This window comes from Pseudoxanthomonas sp. (assembly GCF_036845285.1).
GTDB lineage: Bacteria > Pseudomonadota > Gammaproteobacteria > Xanthomonadales > Xanthomonadaceae > Pseudoxanthomonas_A.
In genome coordinates this window covers 59,757-81,100 of the sequence record NZ_DAIUEE010000013.1, presented here as the reverse complement: position 1 = coordinate 81,100, position 21,344 = coordinate 59,757, and the positions used below count along the sequence as shown (strand labels likewise).

The following is a 21,344-nucleotide window of genomic DNA, read 5'->3' as shown; positions in this document are numbered from 1 at the left end:
CAACAGGAAAACGCTTTGAACAAGATCACCCCAGCCCCGCGTACGTCCTGGTTCATCGGCGTCGCGCTGACTCTGTTGATCGCCGGTTGCCAGAAGGCGCCGGAAGAGAAAGCCGCACCGGTCGCAAAGCCGGCAGCCGCGCCCGTGGTGGTGGCGAAGCCGGAACCGCCGGCGAAGCCCGAACTGCCGCCGCTGTTCCGCGATATCGAACGCCGCACGTTCCAGTTCTTCTGGGACACCACCAACGAAACGAACGGCATGACGCCGGACCGCTATCCGTCGCGTCCGTTCGCCAGCATCGCGTCGATCGGCTATGCGCTGACCGCATACCCCATCGGCATTGAGAACGGCTGGGTCAGCCGTACGCAGGCGGTGGATCGCACCCTGACCACGCTGAAGTTCCTGCGGGATGTGCCGCAGGGGCCGCAGAAGGAAGGGAAGGCCGGCCACAAGGGGTTCTACTACCACTTCCTTGACATGAATACCGGCGAGCGCTTCAACACCTGGGTGGAACTCTCCAGCGTGGACACGTCGCTGCTGCTGATGGGCGTGTTGTTCGCGCAGTCGTACTACGACCGCGACGATGCACGCGAAAAGGAGATCCGCGCGATCGCCGACATGATCTACAAGCGCGTGGACTGGACGTTCCTGCAGAACAACAAGCCGCTGATCTCGATGGGCTGGTTCCCCGAGAGCGGCGTCATTCCGCACGACTGGAAGGGCTACAACGAGGCCATGATGGTCTACGTGCTGGCGATGGCGTCGCCGACGCATCCGGTCGGCCCGGAAGCGTGGGAAGTGTGGACGCGCAGCTACAGCGAACTGTGGGGCGTGTTCCAGGGACAGGAATACCTGACCTTCGCGCCGCACTTCGGCCACCAGTACAGCCATGTCTGGATCGATTTCCGTGGCATCCAGGACGCGTACATGCGTGAGCGCGGGATGGACTACTTCGAGAACAGCCGTCGCGCCACGTATGCGCAACGTGCGTATGCGATCGAGAACCCGATGAAGTGGAAGGACTACGGCGAGAACGTCTGGGGCCTGACCGCCTCGGACGGCCCGCAGCAGACCTTGCAGGAATACCGCGGCGAGCAGCGTCCGTTCCGCCACTATTCGGCCCGTGGCGCGGGCTTCCGCGAGAACTTCGACGACGGCACCATTGCGCCGACCGCCGCCATCGCCTCGCTGCCGTTCGCGCCGGAGATCGTGATTCCGGCGACCGAGGAAATGCATCGGCGTTACGGCGACTATCTCTACTCCAGCTACGGTTTCCTGGATTCGTTCAATCCCAGCTTCGACTACGACATTCCACTGAAGACCGGGCGCATCGTGCCGGGCAAGGGCTGGGTGGCGAGCGATTACATCGGCATCGACCAGGGTCCGATCCTGGCGATGATCGCGAACTACCGGAACGACTTCGTCTGGAGCGTGATGAAGAAGAATCCGTACATCCGCGATGGCCTGAAGAAGGCCGGCTTCCAGGGCGGTTGGCTGGACGCGAAGGCGGGGCAGGCCGCAGCGGGCGCGGAGACCGCGCCGACCGCGCCGCCGGATCTCGATGCGGCGGCGGCGCGTGCGCTGGGAACGGCGGAGTCGCGCGCCAACCAGGCGGCACAGCCCGAGGCGGTGCGCCCGCAGCAGCCAGAGTAAGCTGTCCGCATGGAACCGTGTGCGCCAGCCAGGGTCTCTCCGGCACGCATCAGGGTCTTCTCCGGTGGAAGGAGGACCCTGGTGCGCTGCTGTTCCCTCGTGGCCCTGATGCTCGCACTGATGGTCGCCGGCTGCGCACGCACGCGGGACGATCGCACCGTTGTGCGGTTCTGGGTGATGGGCTATGAGGGCGAGGTCGTCGCGAAGCTGTTGCCCGAGTTCGAGCGTCAGCATCCCGACATCCATGTCGACCTGCAGATCGTGCCTTGGCTTTCCGCGCACGAAAAGCTGCTGACGGCCTTCGCCGGCGAATCGCTGCCCGATGTCAGTCCGATCGGCAACACGTGGATCCCGGAGTTCGCCGCCCTGGGCGCGCTCGAACCGCTGGACGACGAGATCGCAGCCACCCCGGGTTTCGAGCAGGCGGATTTTTTCCCCGGCGTCTGGGACACTGGCGTGATCGATGGGCGTGCCTATGCGGTGCCGTGGTACGTCGAAACGCGCCTGCCGTTCTACCGGCGCGACATGCTGGCCAAGGCCGGCGTGAAGACCTTGCCGGCCAGCTGGGACGAATGGCGCGTGGCGATGCGCGAGGTCAAGCGGGTCGCGGGGCAGGGCAACTATTCGATCCTGTTGCCGCTCAACGAATTCGAACCGCTGCTCAGCCTGGCGATCCAGCAGCCGGAGCCGCTGCTGCGCGACGGCGGGCGCTACGGCAATTTCCGCAGTGCGGGCTTCCGGCAGTCGCTCGGGTTCTACAAGGAGATGTTCGATCGGCAGTGGGCGCCGGTCGTCACCAACAACCAGATCTCCAATGTGTGGGACGAGTTCGGCAAGGGTTTCTATTCGTTCTACATTTCCGGTCCCTGGAATATCGCCAAGTTCAAGGAACGCCTGCCGGCATCCCAGCAGGCCGACTGGATGACGATGCCGCTGCCCGGTCCTGAGGGCCCCGGTGCATCGCTCGCCAACGGCACCAGCTTTGTGGTGTTCAAGGATTCGCCCAACAAGGACGCGGCGTGGCAGCTGATCGCCTGGCTGTCGTCGCCGGCCGTGCAGGCCGAATTCCATGCGCTGACCGGCGACCTGCCACCGCGCCGCTCGCCCTGGCTTACGCCCGCCCTGGCGAACGATCCGTATGCCAAGGCGTTCCGTGAGCAGCTCGAACGCGCCGTGTCCACGCCGAAGGTGCCGGAGTGGGAGCGCATCGCGACGGAAATGCGGCTGGTCGGTGAGCAGGTCGCCAATGGTCGCCTCACCGTCCACCAGGCGGCCGAGGAACTGGACCGCCGTGCCGACCGTATCCTCGAAAAGCGTCGCTGGATGCTGGACCACGCAGCGAAACCCGGAGGGACGCCATGAGGTCGTCGCATTCGCTGGCCGGCTGGTTGTTCGCCGCGCCCGCGCTGACGGTCATCGTGGTCTTCTTCGGCCTGCCGGTGCTGGCCGCGTTGGCGCTCAGCCTGACCGACTTCGATATCTACGCACTGGCCGACATCAATAACCTGCGCTTCGTCGGCGTCGACAACTACATCGGCCTGTTGCAGAACCCGATGTTCTGGAAGTCCCTGGGCAACACCGTGTACTTCGTGGTGGTGGGCGTGCCGCTGTCGGTGGCGCTGTCGCTGGGGGCGGCGCTGTTGCTGCATTCCAGGCTCGGCCGCTTCAAGGGCTTCTTCCGCACGGCCTTCTTCGCGCCGGTGGTGACCACCGTGGTCGCGGTGGCGGTGATCTGGCGTTACCTGTTCCACACCAAGTACGGCTTGGTGAACTGGGGTCTGTCGTGGATCGGTATCGATCCCGTCGACTGGCTGGGCGATCCCACCTGGGCCATGCCGACCATCATCCTGTTCGCCGTGTGGAAGAACTTCGGCTACAACATGATCGTCTTCCTCGCCGGGCTGCAGAGCATCCCGGAAGACCTGTACGAGGCCGCCCGCATCGACGGCGCGTCGCGCTGGGCGCAGTTCCGCCACGTCACCCTGCCGCAGCTGGGTCCGGTGCTGCTGCTGGTCGGCATCCTGACCATGGCGGGTTACTTCCAGTTGTTCGCCGAACCCTACGTGATGACGCAGGGCGGTCCGCTGGAGAGCACCAAGAGCGTGCTGTACCTGATGTACGAAGAAGGCTTCAAGTGGTGGAACCTCGGCAACGCATCCGCGGTGGCGTTCCTGCTGTTCGTGCTGATGACGGTCGTGACCAGCGGCCTGCTGTGGTTCGCGCGCAAGCGGGGTGTGGAATGAACCAGCGCCTGGCTACCGTTGTCGTCAACGCGCTGCTGGTCGCGCTGGCCGTGGTCAGCCTGGGGCCGCTGCTGTGGATGCTGTCGGTGTCCTTCATGCAGACCGGCGAGGCTGGCCACTTCCCGCCGCCGTTGTTGCCGTCCGCGCCGACGCTGGACAACTACCGCGAGCTGTTCGTGCGCGCCGGCATGGGTCGCTATCTGTTGAACAGCTTCATCGTGTCGACCTGCGTCATGCTGCTGTCGCTGCTGTTCAACACCATGGCCGGCTACGCGTTCGCGAAGCTGCGCTTCAGGGGGCGCGACCGCACCTTCCGCGCGCTGCTGGCGGCGCTGGTGATCCCGGCGCAGGTGGCGATGATGCCGCTGTTCCTGCTGCTCAAGCAGATGGGCCTGGTGAACACCTACGCTGGCGCCATTGTGCCCGGCATGGCGGCGATCTTCGGCATCTTCCTGGTGCGCCAGTACGCACGCTCGATCCCGGACGAACTGCTGGAGGCCGCGCGCATCGACGGCGCCAGCGAGGCGCGGATCTTCTTCCAGATCGTTTTGCCTGGCCTGAAGCCGATCCTGGTGACGCTGGCGATCTTCAGCTTCCTCGGCGCATGGAACGATTTCATGTGGCCGCTGATCGTGCTGAGCGACGACAGCCTGCAGACCTTGCCGGTCGCACTGGCGGGCCTGTCGCGCGAGCACGTGATGGACTACGAACTGATGATGGCCGGCTCGGTCGTCACCATCCTGCCGGTGCTGCTGCTGTTCCTGGCATTGCAGCGCTACTACATCCAGGGCCTGTTGCTGGGCAGCGTCAAAGGCTGACCCGGAGCGGGTCATCGTGGAGTTTGAATCACCATGAAGATCGAATCGTCATTCCTGCGCAGGCGGGAACCCAAAGGCTTCGCCTCCCGCAACACTGCGCTGGCTTGCGGCCTGCTGCTCGCGTGCGCCGCGCCCGCCTTCGCCGCACAGGAGGGCGCCCGCGTCCTCGACGACTTCAATGATCCGTCGACCTGGCGCGTGGTGACGTCCAACCAGGTCAGCGGCGCACTGCGACCGGTCGATGGCGTGGACGGGAAGGCAGTGTGCCTGGACTACAACTTCAACGGTGTGTCGGGCCACGCGGGTATCCAACGCGACCTGCTTATCGAGTATCCGCAGAACTACCAGTTCGACTTCCAGCTGCGCGGCGACTCGCCACGCAACGACCTGCAGTTCAAGGTCGTCGATGCGAGCGGCGACAACGTCTGGTGGGTGAACCGGCCGAAGTACGAATACCCGACGGCATGGACGCCGGTGCGCTACAAGCAGCGTCATATCGACAAGGCCTGGGGACCCGACCCGGATCGCGTACTGCGCAGGAGCGTCAAGCTCGAGTTCACCGTCTACAACAACGTCGGCGGCAAGGGTTCGGTCTGCTTCGACCAGCTGACGTTCCAGCCGCTGCCGGTGGATGACGGCGCGCCGCTGACCGGCAAGGCCAGTGCTTCCGTCGCGTTTCCGGCCGGCGCCGCTGCCTTGGCCGTCGACGGCAAGGCGGATACGGCGTGGTCCGCCGACTTGCACGGCGAGAAGGATCCGCAGCTGACCCTGGACCTGGGCAAGGTGCGCGAGTTCGGCGGCCTGGTGCTGCGATGGAAGCCCGACCAGCATGCGTCGGATTACCTGGTGCAGCTGTCCGACGATGGCATGCGCTGGCGCGACGTGCGAACCGTGGTCGATGGCAACGGTGGCAACGACTATCTGGCACTGCCGGAGTCGGAAGCGCGCTATGTACGGCTCACGGTCGGCGACGGACCGGGCCGTTCGTTCGCGCTGGCCGAGCTTGAGGTGAAGCCGCTGGCCTTCGCCGCGCATCCCAACGACCTGATCAAGGCGATGGCGGCCGAATCGCCGAAAGGCTGGTTCCCGCGCGGCTTCAGCGGCGAACAGCCGTACTGGACCATCGTCGGCCTCGACGGCGGGCGCGAGCAGGGCCTGATCGGCGAAGATGGTGCCATCGAGATCGCCAAGGGCGGCGTGAGCGTCGAGCCGTTCGTGCAGGTCGACGGGCGCTGGATCGGCTGGTCCGACGTGCAGGCGACACAGTCGCTGCAGGATGGATACCTGCCGATTCCGACCGTCGCATGGAAGCACGCCGACTTCGCGCTGACGACCACCGCGTTCGCGGCAGGCAAACCTGGCGACTCGCGCGTCGTCGCGCGCCATCGCCTGACCAACACCGGCAGCGTGCCGCGCGACTATGTGCTGGCGCTGGCCGTGCAGCCGTGGCAGGTCAATCCGCCCAGCCAGTTCCTCAACACGACCGGCGGCTTCAGCCCGATCAACGATCTGGCGATCCGCGACGGCGTGGTCAGCGTGAATGGTCGCGCCAGTCTGCGCTTCGCCAAGCCGGATGCAGCGCTGGCGTCGCGCTTCGACGAAGGGCTGGTGCGCGAGCGGTTGGCGTCGATGGACGGCATGGCCAACGGCGCTGATGCGCAGGTGGCGGGCGAACCGAGCGGACTCGCATCCGCCGCCGTGCTGTACCGCATCACGCTGGCGGCGGGTGAAAGCCGCGACATCGACTGGGTGGCGCCGCTGGAAGGCGCATTGCCCGCGAAGATCGATGCGGCGCGCGAACAGCAGGCGACCGCGGCGATGTGGCGCGGCAAGCTCGGCGAGATGAAGCTGCAGGTACCCGCTGAAGGGCAACCGGTCGCCGATACCCTGCGCACGGCGCTCGCGCACATGCTGATCTCGCGCATCGGCCCGCGCCTGCAACCGGGCACGCGCTCGTACTCGCGCAGCTGGATCCGCGACGGCGCGATGATTTCCGAAGGCCTGCTGCGCCTTGGTCGCCCTGAAGTGGTGAAGGAGTACGTGGAGTACTACGCGCCATACCAGTTCGAGAACGGCAAGGTGCCATGCTGCGTCGACGACCGCGGCAGCGATCCGGTGCCGGAAAACGACAGCCACGGCGAGCTGATCTTCAACATCGCCGAGTACTACCGCTATACAGGCGACAAGGCTTTCCTGAGGAAAATGTGGCCGCACGTGCAGGGCGCGTTCGCCTACATGGAGGCACTGCGCCTGAGCGAACGCACCGAGGCGAATCGCGCGGTCAACGCGGCCTTCTACGGCATGATGCCGGCTTCGATCAGCCACGAAGGCTATTCGGCCAAGCCGATGCATTCGTACTGGGACAATTTCTGGGCGCTGCGCGGCTACAAGGATGCGGTCGAAGTGGCTGACGCACTTGGCCAGACGACGGAATCGAAGCGCATGGCCGCCTCGCGCGACCAGTTCCGCGACGATCTCTACGCCTCGCTGCAGGCGGCGACCAAGCTGCATGGCATCACCTACCTGCCGGGCGCGGCCGAGATCGGCGACTTCGATCCCACCTCGACGACCATTGCGCTGGCGCCGGGCGGCGAGCAGGGCACGCTGCCGGCGGACCTGCTGCTCGGCACCTTCGAGCGTTACTGGACCGAGTTCGTGCAACGCCGCGATGGCACGCGCGCGTGGAAGGACTACACGCCGTACGAATGGCGCAACGTGGCGGCATTCGTCCGCCTCGGTTGGCGCGAACGCGCGTGGGACGTGCTGGAGTTCTTCTTCAAGGACCGCGCGCCGCAGCCCTGGAACCAGTGGGCGGAAGTGGTCTCGCGCACGCCGCGCACGCCGTTCTTCGTCGGCGACCTGCCGCATGCGTGGGTGGCCTCGGACTTCGTGCGCTCGGCGCTGGACATGTTCGCGTACTCGCGCGAACTCGACGACAGCCTGGTGCTGGCGGCGGGCGTGCCGGCCACCTGGCTGGACGGCGAGGGCATCGCCATCGACGGCCTGCGGACGCCGAACGGCGTGCTGGGGTATTCACTGCGCAGAACCGGCAGCGAGGTGGTATTGGACGTGAAGGCCGGGTTGAAGCTGCCGCCCGGTGGCCTGGTGCTGCCGTGGCCCTACAAGGATGCTCCCGGCGAGACGCGTATCAACGGCAAGCCGGCGCAGTGGAAAGATGGCGAGCTGCGCATCACCACGCTGCCGGTGAAGGTCGTCATCCGCGCGCCATGAGGCAACAAAAAAGCGCCGGCTTGCCGGCGCTTTTTCGTGTCTCGGGGAATCCGCGTCGCGTGTCTAGTTACCGCGCACGCGCTGCACGATGCCCGCCGCCTTGGCCGAGCTTTCGGTGACCTTGTCCCACTCGCCGTTGTCGAGCCAGCCCTTCGGCACCATCCACGAACCGCCGATGCAGACCACGTTCGGCTGCGACAGATAGTCGGCCGCGGTGTCTTCGGTGATGCCGCCGGTGGGACAGATCTTCAGTTCCGACATCGGGCCTGCAAGCCCCTTCAGCATCGCCAGTCCACCGACGGCGGTGGCGGGAAACAGTTTGCAGACGCGAAAGCCGCGCGCCATCAGCGCCAGCAGTTCGGTCGGCGTGGCGGCGCCCGGCACCACCGGTATGTCCGCAGCGGCCAACTCGTCTGCGAGTGCCGGTGGCGTGCCCGGCGTGACCAGGAAGTCGGCACCCGCATCGATGGACTGCTTCATCTGCTCGGTCGTCAGCACCGTGCCCGCACCGATCACGATGTCGGGCAGTTCCTTTTTCAGCATCGCCAGCGCTTCCATCGCCACCGGCGTGCGGAGCGTCAGCTCGATCGCCGGCAGGCCGCCTTTCAACAGCGCCTCGGACACCTTGCGTGCCTCGTCCAGCGTATGCACCGTAACGACCGGCAGGATGCCGGCGGCGCGGAGGAGGGATTCGGCTTTCTGCTGGCGGGCTTCGATGGTCATTGGGGGCAATCGGAATTCGTGTTGTGGGAGCGACGTAAGTCGCGATCGATGTCAGGTGGAAGCTTCGCGACTTACGTCGCTCCCACAGCAATGATGTCCAGTGAAAGGCCTGCTTTGGCGTTACGCATCCTTGGCTTCGTGCGGTGCCTCGGCTGCATGCGCAGCATCGCCCAACTCATACTCGGCGTCGTATTCCCAGGTGCCATCGTGGTACGGCAGACCGCAGGAGATCGACATCGCGCCGCGGTCGGCGGGCGTCACCACGTCGCGACTGACCGCGAACAGGTTGCGACCCAGGTCCAGCGCGGCGGGAGACGTGTTCGGCGCGAGTTCGCGTGCCGCCCATTCGGTCGCATCGACCAGGGCTTCCAGCGTGCCGGCTTCGGCATCGAGTCGGATGATGTCGCCTTCGCGCAGCTTCGCCAGCGGACCACCACGTGCGGCTTCCGGGGTCAGGTGGATGGCGGCGGGAATCTTTCCCGAGGCGCCGGACAGGCGACCGTCGGTGACCAGCGCCACGCGCCGGCCCTGGTTCTGCAGCAGGCCGAGCAGCGGCGCGAGCGAGTGGAGTTCCGGCATGCCGTTCGCACGCGGGCCCTGGTAGCGGACCACCGCGACGAAGTCCTGCGGCAAGACGCCGGCGGCATGCAGCTTGTTGAGCGCGCGCGGATCGTCGACGACGACGGCCGGCGCCTCGATGTATCGGTACTCCTGTTTCACCGCCGAGGTCTTGATCAGCGAACGCCCCAGGTTGCCGCGCAGCAGGCGCAGGCCGCCCTGCGCTTCGAACGCGCGCGACACCGGCCGTGCGACATCCTCGTCCGCGCTCTGCACGATGCCGGGCGCGTAGGCGAGCTTGCCGTCCTGAAGGCGTGGTTCGTCGCAGAATGCGCGCAGTCCGCCGGGGACGATGGTGGTGATGTCGTGCATCAGCCCCGCATCGAGCAGTTCGCGGAACACGAATTGCGTGCCGCCCGCGGCGGCGAAACGGTTCACGTCCGCCTCGCCGTTGGGATAGACGCGTGCGAGCAGCGGCACGGTCTGCGCGATCACGTCCATGTCGTCCCAGGTCAGCACGATGCCGGCCGAACGCGCGACGGCGATCCAGTGGATGGTGTGGTTGGTGGAACCGCCGGTCGCCATGAGTGCGGCCATCGCGTTGACGATGGCGCACTCGTCGATCAGGCGTCCGATCGGGCGGTAGTCGTCGCCGAGCGCGGTGATGCGCAGCGCGCGCTCGGCGGCGGCACGCGTCAGTACATCGCGCAGCGGCTGGTCGGGATTGACGAACGACGTGCCCGGCAGCTGCAGGCCCATCGCTTCCAGCAATACCTGGTTGGAATTGGCGGTGCCGTAGAACGTGCAGGTGCCGGCGGCGTGGTAGCTGGCCGCTTCGGCTTCCAGCAGTTCCTCGCGGGTCGCTTCGCCGGCGGCGTAGCGCTCGCGGACGGCGGCCTTTTCCTTGTTCGGGATGCCCGGTGACATCGGTCCGGCCGGCACGAACACCGCAGGCAGGTGGCCGAAGGCCAGCGCGCCCATCAGCAGGCCGGGCACGATCTTGTCGCACACGCCCAGGTACAGCGCGGCGTCGAACATGTCGTGGCTCAGCGAGATCGCCGTGGCCTGCGCGATCACGTCGCGCGAGAACAGCGACAGCTCCATGCCGGGACGGCCCTGGGTCACGCCGTCGCACATCGCAGGCACGCCGCCGGCGACCTGCGCGGTGGCGCCGAGGTCGCGCGCGACCTGGCGGATGATCCCGGGGTAGTGCTCGAACGGCTGGTGCGCCGACAGCATGTCGTTGTACGCGTTGATGATGCCGAGGTTCGGCGTCACGTCGGCACGCAACCGGCCCTTGTCGGTGGGACCACACGCCGCGAACGCGTGCGCGAGGTTGCCGCAGCTCAGGCGCGCGCGTTGCGGCCCGTCGCGATGCGCGGCATCGATGCCGTCGAGATAGGCGCGGCGCAAGGGTGCGCTGCGCTGGCGGATGCGTTCGGTGACTTCCTGGATGCGGGGGTGCAGGCTCATGGGCGTAGGGCTGTGCTGCAGACAGAAGCATTCTGCATGGCGTGGCGAAGAAGGGCCGTGAGGCAGCGGCCTTCCTGCAACTCCAGCGCGTGGAGGGGAAGGGCGGTGAACGACGGCGACGGCATGATGCTTTCTACCGCCTTTGCCGCAGGGGCGAAAGCGACCAAAGTCAGACCAGTCCGCGTGTCATGGCGCCGCGCGTGCTGCATTGCAGCGCGCCTCTGCGCAAAACCTCACGCGTGCGCGGCGGTTTTCGGACCGAACAGTTCGACCGCGTACGCGGCCGCACCGAGCAGGCCGGGACGCGGATGCATGTTCGCGAGCGTCGGCACGCGGCCCATCGCAGGCGAGAAGCGGCCCTTGTGTTCGAAGCGCTGGCGGAAGCCGGAATGCTGCAGCGAGGTCAGCAGCTTCGGCACCAGTCCGCCGGTGAGGAACACGCCATCCCATGCGCCGGTGGTGAGCACCAGGTCGCCGGCGATCGCGCCGAACACCGCGCAGAACACGTCCAGCGTGCGCACGCAGCGCGGATCGCCGGCGGCGGCGCGTGCGGTGACGTCCTTCGGTTCCAGCGGGCCACCCGGATCCTCGCCCGCGATCTCGCTGAGCGCGCGGTACAGATTGACCAGGCCGGGGCCGCAGATCAGGCGCTCGTTCGACACGCGGCCGAACTGCGCCGACAGGATGTCGAGGATGCGGATTTCTTCCGGCGTGCCGGGCGGAAAGCTGACGTGGCCGCCTTCGGTTTCCAGTGGATACGCACGACCGTCACGGATGATCAGCGCGGCCACGCCCAGGCCGGTGCCGGGGCCGATCACGGCGTAGGTGCGCGGCACCGACAACGGTGCGGGCTTCCACTGCACGCCGCCGATCGCCACGACATCCTTAGGCGTCAGCAGCGACACCGCCATCGCCTGCGCGGCGAAGTCGTTGACCAGCTTCAGGCCCTGGAAACCCAGTGCCTGCCGCGTGCGGTTCACCGAGATCACCCACGGATGGTTGGTGATGCGGGCTTCGTCGCCATCGACGCGGCCGGCGACGGCGAACACACCGTTCTGCGCGGTCGCGCCGGTTTCATCCAGGTAGTGCTGCGCGGCCTCGGCGAGCGACGGGAAATCGGCGACCACGAACTCGCGCACGCTCTCGTCCAGCAAGGGAACGGAGGCGGACGTATCGGCCAGCGCGAAGCGCGCATTGGTGCCGCCGATGTCGGCGAGCAGGACGCGATCGGCGTTGCTCATGCGGCAGACATCCTGTTCAGTGCGGGGTGGCTTCCAAAACGGGTCCGCTGCATTCGCCTGGTCGATCCTGTGCTGCCGTGAAAGGGCCACATCGCGTGGGCGGCGCATGATAGCGCGCACCTGCGCCGGCGGCGTGCAAGCCCGCACGCGCATGCGCCATCCGTATACGTATGCGTCATTCCGCAACAGGTGGCGGCGCGGGCGCGTATCGAGTGCGATGGCAATGACATGGACGGCGCCGGGCGTGTGCGGGATCGGGAGCAGGCAGGCACGCGATCCGCTGGTGCTGTGAAAACGGTTACATGGCAGAATAGCGCACCTTCCCCGACCACGGAACGGGAAGCCGAGCGCATCGCCTGCGAAGGCATGCCTGCACCCGGGAGGGCCGGGCCGCAGCGAACAATCACGGGCGCCGCCCGACCGGAGCAATGATGGCCAGTGTCCAACTCGACCGCGTGCGCAAGGTGTACGACAACGGTCAGGTGGCCGTGCACGGGGCCAGTTTCGAGATCGCCGACGGCGAGCTGATGGTGCTGGTCGGCCCATCCGGCTGCGGCAAGTCCACGCTGCTGCGGATGATCGCCGGCCTGGAAGAGATTTCCGATGGCAACCTGCTGATCGGCGAGCGCCGCGTCAACGATGTGGCCCCGAAAGACCGCGACATCGCGATGGTGTTCCAGAGCTATGCGCTGTACCCGCACATGACCGTGGCCGAGAACCTCGCGTTCGGGCTGAAACTGCGCGGCGTGCCGCGCGCGGAGATCGACCGGCGCGTCAGCGCGGCGGCGGAAACGCTGGGCATGACGTCCATGCTGGGCAAGCTGCCGCGCGAGATGTCCGGTGGACAGCGACAGCGCGTGGCCCTGGGCCGTGCGCTGGTGCGCGAACCGTCGGTGTTCCTGCTCGACGAACCGCTGTCGAACCTCGACGCCAAGTTGCGCCATTCCGTGCGCACCGAGATCGGCCGCCTGCATCGCCAGCTCGGTGCGACGATGATCTACGTGACCCACGACCAGGTCGAAGCGATGACGCTGGGGCAGCGCATCGTGGTACTGAAGGACGGCGAGATCCAGCAGATCGACACGCCGATGGCGCTGTACGAAAAGCCGGCCAACCTGTTCGTCGCCGGCTTCCTCGGCAGCCCGGCCATGAACGTACTGCACGGCACGCTGCACCAGGCGGACGGACTGCACCTGGCGCTCGACGACGGCACCACGCTGCCGCTGGGGCAGGCCACGGGTGCGGAGTCGTGGCTTGGTCGTCGCGTCGCGGTGGGCGTGCGGCCGGAACACCTGTCGCCTGCCGGCATCGGCAAGGCGGCGTTCGAGGCGCAGGTGGACCTGATCGAACCGGTCGGCAACGAAGTCTTCGTCAACCTGGCCTATGCCGGCCACGCGCTGGTCGCCCGCATGCCGCCGCAGCACCTGCCCGAACCGGGGCAGGCATTGCGGGTGACCGTCGAAGGCGCCGCGCTGCATGTCTTCGATCCGGACACCGGATTGCGGCTGGGCTGACCCACGCGGGATGCGGAAAGAAAGAAGGGAGGCCGAGGCCTCCCTTCTTCGTCTGGAGCATGCGTGCGTGGTGCGTCAGCCGCGGCTGACCGTACGCACCGCCTCCGCCACGTAGGCCAGGTTCTGCTGGTTCAGCGCGGCCACGCAGATGCGACCGGTGCCGACCGCGTAAATGCCGAACTCGTCGCGCAAGCGGTCCACCTGCGCCTTGCTCAGGCCGGAGTACGAGAACATGCCGGCCTGCTGCTGGATGAAGGCGAACTCCGGCGCGCCGAGGGCGGCCAGCTGGTCCACCAGGCCGGCGCGCAGGGCATGGATGCGTTCGCGCATGCCGCCCAGTTCGCTTTCCCACTGCGTGCGCAGCTCGCTGCTGGTCAGCACGCCGGCCACGAGTGCCGCACCGTGAGTCGACGGGCTGGAGTAGATCGTGCGGATGATGCGCTTGACCTGCGACTGCACGGCCTTGGCCGCGGCCGCATCCGGTCCGACCACCGACAACGCCCCGATGCGCTCGCCGTACAGCGAGAACGACTTGGAGTACGAGTTGGCGACGATGAAGCTGTCGATGCCGGCCTCGGCGACGATGCGCACGGCGGCGCCGTCTTCGGCGATGCCCTTGTCGAAGCCCTGGTAGGCCATGTCGATGAAGGGGAACAACCCGCGGTCCTTCATCAGCGCGGCGACCTGCTTCCACTGCTCGACCGTCAGGTCGGCGCCGGTGGGGTTGTGGCAGCAGGCATGCAGCAGGACGACGGTGCCCGGCTTCAGCTGGCCCAGGTCGGCCAGCATCCCGGCGAAGTCCAGGCCATGCGTGGCGGCATCGAAGTAGGTGTAGTCGACGATGTCGAAGCCTGCCGCGCCGAACACCGCGCGGTGGTTCTCCCAGCTCGGATTGCTGATTGCGATGGTGGCGTGCGGCAGCAGCTTCTTCAGCAGGTCCGCGCCGACGCGCAGCGCACCGCTGCCGCCGATCGTCTGGGTGGTGGCCACGCGACCGGCGGCGACGAGGTCGGAGTCCTTGCCGAAGACCAGCTCGCGGGTGGCGGCGTCATAGGCGGCCAGGCCATCGATCGGCAGGTAGCCGCGTGGTTTGCCGGCGGCGGCGAGGGCCTGTTCCACCTGGCGGACGCAGTCGAGCAGGGGAATGCGGCCCTGTTCGTCGTAGTAGATGCCGACGCCCAGGTTGACCTTCTGGGTACGGGGATCGGCGTTGTACGCCTCGGTCAGCCCCAGGATGGGGTCGCCGGGCACCAGTTCGACGGATGCAAAAAGAGACACGGAGTGGGGACCGTTGGATGTGTGAGGGAGGGGGGTGAAGCCGCCGGCGATGCTAACAGGCGCGGGCCTCTTCCGTACGCCGGCTGCCTGCAAGCGTACGGCGCCCGACGGTCCGGGCATCCCATGCCATGGGCGGCTATACTCATCCGTTGGCGTGCCTGACGGCAGGCCTGATTGCCACGGAATCAATGAGTTGGCAGTCGAAGCTGATCCCATTTCACACTTGCGGCAGCGCGTCGGACCGGTCCGGTCGCGGTGCCCGGAAGACACCGTCGCATGCGCCTTTCCACCATCAAGCTGTCCGGCTTCAAGTCGTTCGTCGATCCCACCGTGCTGCACCTGCCGACCAACATGACCGGCGTGGTCGGCCCGAACGGCTGCGGCAAGTCCAACATCATCGACGCCGTGCGCTGGGTGATGGGCGAAAGCTCGGCCAGCCGCCTGCGTGGCGACTCGCTGACGGACGTGATCTTCTCCGGCTCGGCCGCACGCAAACCTGTGTCGCAGGCCTCGGTCGAGCTGATCTTCGACAACAGCGACCACACCATCAGCGGCGAATTCGCCGCCTTCAACGAAATCTCGGTCCGCCGCCTGGTCAGCCGCGACGGCCAGAGCAACTACTACCTCAACGGCACCAAGTGCCGCCGGCGCGACATTACCGACCTGTTCCTCGGTACCGGCCTGGGCCCGCGCAGCTACTCGATCATCGAGCAGGGCATGATCAGCCAGATCATCGAGGCGCGTCCCGAAGACCTGCGCGTGTACCTGGAGGAAGCCGCCGGCATCTCCAAGTACAAGGAGCGCCGCAAGGAAACCGAAACCCGCATCCGCCACACCCGCGAGAACCTGGACCGCCTCAACGACCTGCGCGAGGAGATCGGCAAGCAGCTCGAACACCTCAAGCGCCAGGCCAAGCAGGCCGAGCAGTACAAGGCGCTGCAGGAAGAGCGCCGGGTCAAGGACGCCGAGTGGAAGGCGCTGGAATACCGCGGCCTGGACGGTAGGCTGCAGGGCCTGCGCGAGGCGTTGTCGCAGGAAGAGACGAAGCTGCAACAGCTGATAGCCGAACAGCGCGAAGCCGAGCGCCTGCTGGAAACCGATCGCGTGCGCCGCGAGGAAGCCGCCGACGGACTCAACAAGGCGCAGGGCGAGGTCTACCAGGTCGGCAGCACGCTGGCCCGCATCGAACAGCAGATCCAGCACCAGCGTGAACTCGGCGACCGCCTGAAGCGCGCGCGCGACGAAGCGCACAACGCCCTGCAGGAACTCGGCCAGCACATCAGCGGCGACGAGACCCGTCTCAACGTCTTGCGCGAATCGGTCGCCGATGCCGAACCGCAGCTCGAACAGCTGCGCGAGGAGGACGTATTCCGCCAGGACGCGCTGCGCGAGGCCGAGACGGCGCTGGCCGACTGGCAGCAGCGCTGGGAAACCCACAGTCGCGACTCCGCCGAGGCCTCGCGCGCCGGCGACGTCGAACGCACCCGCGTTGACTACCTCGACCGCCAATCGCTGGAAGCCGAGCGCCGCCGCGAAGCGCTGGCCAACGAACGCACCGGGCTGGACCTGGACGCGCTGGCCTCCGCGTTCGAGCAGTTGCAGCTGCAGCACGACACGCAGAAGGAATCGCTGGAGACGCTGACCGAGCAGGTCGAGGCGCGCAAGCAGGGCGCCGCCGACGTGCAGGAACAGCAGCGCGGTACGCAGACCGAGCTGTCCGACGTGCGCAAGCGCGCACAGGAGGCCCGTGGCCGCCTGTCGTCGCTGGAAACCTTGCAGCACGCCGCGTTGGGCCAGGAGCAGGGCGCCGCGATGAGTTGGCTGAAGGCGCGAGGTCTCGACAACGCCTCGCGCGTCGGCGAGAAACTGACCGTCGAGCCGGGCTGGGAAAACGCCGTCGAAGGCGCGCTCGGCCAACTGATCGAAGGCGTGCTGGTCGATGCGCCCGAAGCGCTGGTCGACGCGCTGGGCGAACTCGGCGACGGCCGCATCGCGCTGGTGTCGGACGATCGTGGCGACGTCGCGTTCGCGCCGACCTCGTTGGCCGCGAAGGTGCAGGGTCCGGCGGCGATCCGCCGCCTGCTGGCCCGTCTGCATATGGCCGACGACCTCGCCGAAGCCCGCCGCCTGCAATCCCAACTCGGCGAAGGCGATTCCGTCATCACCCGCAACGGCGAACGTCTCGGTGCGGGCTGGGTGCGCGTGCTGCGCTCCGGCGCGGCCAAGCAGGGCGCATTGCTGCGCGAGCGCGAGATCCAGTCGCTGCGCGGCGAGATCGAAACCCTGCAGGCGCGCGAGGCCGAACTGGAAGAACGCCTGGCCAGCCTGCGCGACCAGTTGCTCGCCGCCGAGCAGCAGCGCGAAGACGCCCAGCGCACGCTGTACATGGCGCATCGCGGCGTGTCCGAACTGGCCGGCCAGTTGCAGAGCCAGCAGGGCAAGGTGGAGGCCACGCGTACCCGCCTGGAACGCATCGATGGCGAAATCGCGCAGCTTGTCGAAACGCTGGACACCAGCCGCGAGCAGGCCCGCGAGGCCCGCAGCAAGCTGGAAGACGCGGTCACCCGCATGGGCGATCTGGAATCGGCCCGGCAGGCGCTGGAAAATGAGCGCCGCCAACTGGTCGATGCCCGCGACCAGGCCCGCGAAGCCGCACGCACCTCGCGCGATACCGCCCACGCCCTGGCGCTGACGCTGGAATCGCAGCGCACCCAGATCGTCTCGCTGAGCCAGGCGCTGGATCGCATGGGCGGCCAGCGCGGCCACCTGGATTCACGGCTTGAAGAACTCACCCTGCAACTGAGCGAAGGCGATTCGCCTGTGCAGGAACTGGAAACCCAACGCCAGGCCGCGCTGGAACACCGCGTCACTGCCGATCGCCAGCTCGCCGAGGCGCGTTCGCTGCTGGAAGGCATCGACAACGAGCTGCGCAAGTACGAACAGACCCGCCAGCAGCGCGACGAGCAGGCACTGGCCCAGCGCGAGCGCATCTCGCAGCGCAAGCTCGACCAGCAGGCGCTCGCGCTGAAGGCCGAGCAGCTGTCCGAGGCCGTCGTCGCCGGCGGCTTCGTGCTGGACGACGTCATCAATACGCTGCCCGAGGTCGCTGACATCCGTGAGTGGGAGCAGAGCGTCACCCAGATCGACGGCCGCATGCGCCGGCTGGAGCCGGTCAACCTGGCCGCGATCCACGAATACGGCGAGGCCAGCCAGCGCTCGGAGTATCTGGACGCACAGAACACCGACCTCACCACTGCGCTGGAAACGCTGGAAGAGGCCATCCGCAAGATCGACCGCGAGACCCGTGGGCGCTTCAAGGACACCTTCGACCGCGTCAACGCCGGCGTGCAGCAGCTGTATCCGCGCCTGTTCGGCGGCGGCCACGCCTACCTCGAACTCACCGGCGAAGACCTGCTCGATACCGGCGTGGCCATCATGGCGCGCCCGCCCGGCAAGCGCGTGTCCAACATCTCGCTGCTGTCCGGCGGCGAGAAGGCGATGACCGCGGTGGCGCTGGTGTTCGCCATCTTCCAGCTCAATCCCGCGCCGTTCTGCCTGCTGGACGAAGTCGACGCGCCGCTCGACGAGGCCAACGTCGGCCGCTTCACCGCCATGGTGAAAGAGATGAGCGAGAAGGTGCAGTTCCTGTTCGTGTCGCACAACAAGGCGACGATGGAAGCCGCACACCAGCTCAGTGGCGTTACCATGCGGGAACCCGGTGTCAGCCGGCTGGTGTCGGTGGACCTGGAAGAGGCCGCCCGCCTGGCTGGCGCCGCCTGACCCTTCATTCCACCCTGCCGGAGAATCCCCTGTGTCCGACATGGCCATGCTTCGTATCGGAATCATCGTCGCCGGCCTGCTGTTGCTGGCGGCGATCTTCCTGTTCGGCCGACCCAAGAAACCCAGCCAGGGCCGCCGCCTGGAACCTGCCGAACGCGACACCTCACGCGTTGAACCCAGCCTGGCCGGTGACGACACCAGCGAGCAGGTGCAGGACTACAGCGGCGAACGCGTCAGCCAGCCCGAACTCGGCCTGCCCGGCGGCACGCCGGTGGCGGGCGTGGAAAGCGACCTCGGCAAGCGCCCGAATCAGGATTTCGACAAGATCGTGTCGCTCTATGTCGCGGCCAAGGCCGGGCAGGTGCTGCGCGGCGAGGACATCGTGGTCGCGGCCGAGAAGACAGGCCTGACCTTCGGCCACATGAATGTCTTCCACCGATTGGTGGAAGGGCACCCGGAACGCGGCCCGGTCTTCAGCATGGCCAACATCATGCAGCCGGGCAGTTTCGACATGGCCAACATCCGCGCACTGGAAACCCCGGCGATCGCGTTCTTCCTCACGCTGCCGGCGCCAATGACGGCGCTGGAAGCGTGGGAGAAGCTGGTCCCCAACGTCGAACGCATGGCCGAACTGCTCGGCGGCGTGGTCCTCGACGACAGCCGCAACACCCTCGGCCGCCAGCGCATCCAGCACATCCGCGAGGAACTGCGCGCGTATGACCGCCAGCATGAGGCGCCGCCGTTGACTAAGGCGCCGCGCTGGTAAGGTTGCCATTCGCTTGGTTTGGCAGGCGCGGAGCGATGAATGAATCGTTCTGCCCAGTTTGCTGATCCCGCTTCGCCTTTCTTATGTCTTCTTAGCGGGGAGTACGAAATGCGGCGAGCCTTCAAAAGGGCAGTGATATCGGGTTTGGGTCCATGGTCATTCTTCGTTGCGCTGGCACTGACCTTTCTGTTTCCTCAGCAAGCTGCCGCGACCTCGATTTGGTACAACTGTCCTTGGGGAGACAAGGATCAGATTGCGCACTTCGGCATGGCGTCCGTCGTGGTCGTAGCCACCGTCGAGAAGGTGGTCGTAAAAGGCGCACCGAAAGATCCCCCCGTACGTACAGTCAGGTGGAAGGTGCATGAATCCTGGAAAGGTCCGCATTACAGGGGCGCGGACTTCAGCACGGTCGAAGAGTACTTTGGACCGGAGTACAGCTGGGATCTCAGCGAGGGTAGGGCAATGCTGCTGTACCTCAAGGGAAATGCGCCATACGAGCTTCATGCTCAGCGATGTGGAAGAAGCGGCTATCTCGAAGAATCGATTGAGGCACTCAACGACCTGTTTCGGCTACGGCAGAAGTGGGAGCAAGGGCCAGACGCCTTCGATTGGCCGAAGAGGTAGATCACTGCGCATAGGTTGGGGTGAGCGAAGCGAAGCTCAATGTCCCACGGGTTGGTCAGGCGCTGGATAGAATCGAGGGCGCGTGTTGGGGTTAGCTTCGCTCACCCCAACCCATAGGATCCCTGCCGATTGCAACGCAATGGAGTGATTCCGATGTCGCACCGCATCTTCACCACCACCTTCGCCAGCGTGTATCCGCTGTACGTGAAGAAGGCCGAGCGCAAGGATCGGACGAAGGCCGACGTCGACGAGGTCTTCCGCTGGCTGACCGGTTACGACCAGGCCGGACTCGAACGGCAGATCGACGCGAAGAAGGACTTCGAGGCCTTCTTCGCTGAGGCCCCGCAACTCCATCCACATGCGTCGCTCATCAAGGGCGCGGTCTGCGGTGTCCGTGTCGAGGACGTCGACGATTCGCTGATGCAGAAGATCCGCTACCTCGACAAGCTGGTGGACGAACTGGCGAAGGGGAAGGCGACGGAGAAGATCCTGCGCTGATACCGTGACCCGGCACGGAATGCCCGGAACAGGTGTGTGACCGCAACGGAGGTGGAGCATGCAACGGTATCTCTTGATGACCCTGTTGGCGTGTCTGGCGTCAGCGGAGGCGATGGCGCAGAACCGCGATCCCGCCTTCGTGCCCGCACAGGGGTGGATCCTGGTGGACGAGACGCCCGAGGCGGTGCAGGCTGACATCGCGTCCTATGCCGCGATTTGGTTCGTCGTGCATCGCCCCGACAGCTTCCGCGTCGAACTCCATCCGCAACCCGGCGGACGCATCGCATTGCTGTTTCCCGACGGCTTCCCGGCCCTTGATCTCGCCGGACTGGCGGCATGGCTGGGGTCGCCCTGCAGGAAGCAGACGCCGCCAATCGCTGCTGCGTGGATCGCGGTGCCGGATGGCGACGCTTATTACTTCGAATCCGATCCGACACTGCACGACGTGGAGGACGGCGAGGACCAGCGCGACAGGTGCGACGAGGATGGCGGTCTGCTCGTGGGTGCCTCGCGTGCGGGGCAGTCAGTGCGATACGACGTCCCGAGAACGCACCTGGTGAGGTCCGACGCGGGGCCTCCCTACCGCCCGGAGCCGGCACTGCGGCGTTCCGTCGACGCCATTACGGTCCATGTAACGCTCGATACCGGGACGCCCGACCGCAGCGATGCACTGGTCCTCGATACGCGCAGCGGACCGGAGCTGGTGGACGAAGCCATCGGCTATTGCCGCGACCTCAACGTGGTCGATGAGAATGCTGTGGGTGGCGAACTCTGGTTCTGGTTGCAGAGTCACCGTGTCGATGTGTCCAGGGAGCTGTGGCACGAAGCGGGCCGCGCTGCCATCGCGGCAGCGAAGACCACCGCGACCACGGGCGTCGACAAGGCCTGCCTGCGTCGCCTCGAACGCGAAGCGGAGATCCTGGACATCGTCCGCGAGTAGACCC

General features: G+C 66.6%; 15 protein-coding genes. 11 read left to right on the top strand and 4 right to left on the bottom strand.

What is annotated here, in order from left to right:
* Nucleotides 1–15: 15 nt before the first annotated feature.
* The 5 genes from V7060_RS15085 (at nt 16) to V7060_RS15065 (ending at nt 7,945) form a co-directional block, all read left to right on the top strand.
* Nucleotides 16–1,653, top strand: coding sequence for a glucoamylase family protein (locus tag V7060_RS15085; protein ID WP_334180070.1), 1,638 nt, complete (start codon nt 16–18; stop codon nt 1,651–1,653).
* A gap of 81 nt (nt 1,654–1,734) precedes the next feature.
* Entirely contained in the window at nt 1,735–3,015 is a 1,281-nt protein-coding gene (locus V7060_RS15080; RefSeq protein WP_334180069.1) for a sugar ABC transporter substrate-binding protein, read from the top strand.
* Nucleotides 3,012–3,896: a sugar ABC transporter permease gene (locus V7060_RS15075; protein WP_334180068.1), complete on the top strand. Its 885-nt coding sequence runs from the start codon at nt 3,012–3,014 to the stop codon at nt 3,894–3,896. The genes V7060_RS15080 and V7060_RS15075 overlap by 4 nt, the downstream gene beginning before the upstream one ends.
* Nucleotides 3,893–4,714: a carbohydrate ABC transporter permease gene (locus V7060_RS15070; protein ID WP_334180067.1), complete on the top strand. Its 822-nt coding sequence runs from the start codon at nt 3,893–3,895 to the stop codon at nt 4,712–4,714. Before V7060_RS15075 ends, V7060_RS15070 begins: the two co-directional genes overlap by 4 nt.
* A 33-nt stretch (nt 4,715–4,747) precedes the next feature.
* Nucleotides 4,748–7,945: a discoidin domain-containing protein gene (locus V7060_RS15065; RefSeq protein ID WP_334180066.1), complete on the top strand. Its 3,198-nt coding sequence runs from the start codon at nt 4,748–4,750 to the stop codon at nt 7,943–7,945.
* Between the two features lie 63 nt (nt 7,946–8,008).
* On the opposite strand, the gene V7060_RS15060 is transcribed toward V7060_RS15065, so the two are convergent.
* The 3 genes from V7060_RS15060 to glk all read right to left on the bottom strand — a co-directional run bounded on the left by V7060_RS15060 (nt 8,009) and on the right by glk (nt 11,940).
* On the bottom strand, nt 8,009–8,668 hold the full coding sequence (locus tag V7060_RS15060; protein WP_334180065.1) for a bifunctional 4-hydroxy-2-oxoglutarate aldolase/2-dehydro-3-deoxy-phosphogluconate aldolase: 660 nt from the start codon (nt 8,666–8,668) through the stop codon (nt 8,009–8,011).
* A gap of 120 nt (nt 8,669–8,788) precedes the next feature.
* Entirely contained in the window at nt 8,789–10,699 is a 1,911-nt protein-coding gene (edd, locus tag V7060_RS15055; protein WP_334180064.1) for a phosphogluconate dehydratase, read from the bottom strand.
* A gap of 233 nt (nt 10,700–10,932) precedes the next feature.
* Nucleotides 10,933–11,940 (bottom strand): glucokinase, encoded by a 1,008-nt coding sequence (glk, locus tag V7060_RS15050; protein ID WP_334180063.1) that lies wholly within the window; start codon nt 11,938–11,940, stop codon nt 10,933–10,935.
* Nucleotides 11,941–12,371: 431 nt separating this feature from the next.
* On the opposite strand from glk, the gene ugpC reads away from it, so the two are divergent.
* Nucleotides 12,372–13,454 (top strand): sn-glycerol-3-phosphate ABC transporter ATP-binding protein UgpC, encoded by a 1,083-nt coding sequence (gene ugpC / locus V7060_RS15045; RefSeq protein WP_334180062.1) that lies wholly within the window; start codon nt 12,372–12,374, stop codon nt 13,452–13,454.
* Between the two features lie 75 nt (nt 13,455–13,529).
* Here ugpC and V7060_RS15040 read toward each other — a convergent pair whose 3' ends face one another.
* Complete coding sequence (locus tag V7060_RS15040) at nt 13,530–14,732, bottom strand: amino acid aminotransferase (RefSeq protein ID WP_334180061.1); 1,203 nt, start codon at nt 14,730–14,732, stop codon at nt 13,530–13,532.
* Between the two features lie 276 nt (nt 14,733–15,008).
* Between V7060_RS15040 and smc the strand changes: the two genes are divergently transcribed.
* The 5 genes from smc (at nt 15,009) to V7060_RS15015 (ending at nt 21,340) form a co-directional block, all read left to right on the top strand.
* Complete coding sequence (smc, locus tag V7060_RS15035; protein ID WP_334180060.1) at nt 15,009–18,512, top strand: chromosome segregation protein SMC; 3,504 nt, start codon at nt 15,009–15,011, stop codon at nt 18,510–18,512.
* 31 nt (nt 18,513–18,543) lie between these two features.
* The gene (zipA, locus tag V7060_RS15030; RefSeq protein ID WP_334180059.1) at nt 18,544–19,278 is read left to right on the top strand and encodes a cell division protein ZipA; all 735 of its coding nucleotides are present in this window, start codon (nt 18,544–18,546) and stop codon (nt 19,276–19,278) included.
* 39 nt (nt 19,279–19,317) lie between these two features.
* Nucleotides 19,318–19,902, top strand: coding sequence for a hypothetical protein (locus V7060_RS15025; protein WP_334180058.1), 585 nt, complete (start codon nt 19,318–19,320; stop codon nt 19,900–19,902).
* Nucleotides 19,903–20,055: 153 nt separating this feature from the next.
* Nucleotides 20,056–20,400, top strand: coding sequence for a DUF2200 domain-containing protein (locus V7060_RS15020; RefSeq protein WP_334180057.1), 345 nt, complete (start codon nt 20,056–20,058; stop codon nt 20,398–20,400).
* 58 nt (nt 20,401–20,458) lie between these two features.
* On the top strand, nt 20,459–21,340 hold the full coding sequence (locus V7060_RS15015) for a hypothetical protein (RefSeq protein WP_334180056.1): 882 nt from the start codon (nt 20,459–20,461) through the stop codon (nt 21,338–21,340).
* Nucleotides 21,341–21,344 lie beyond the last annotated feature (4 nt).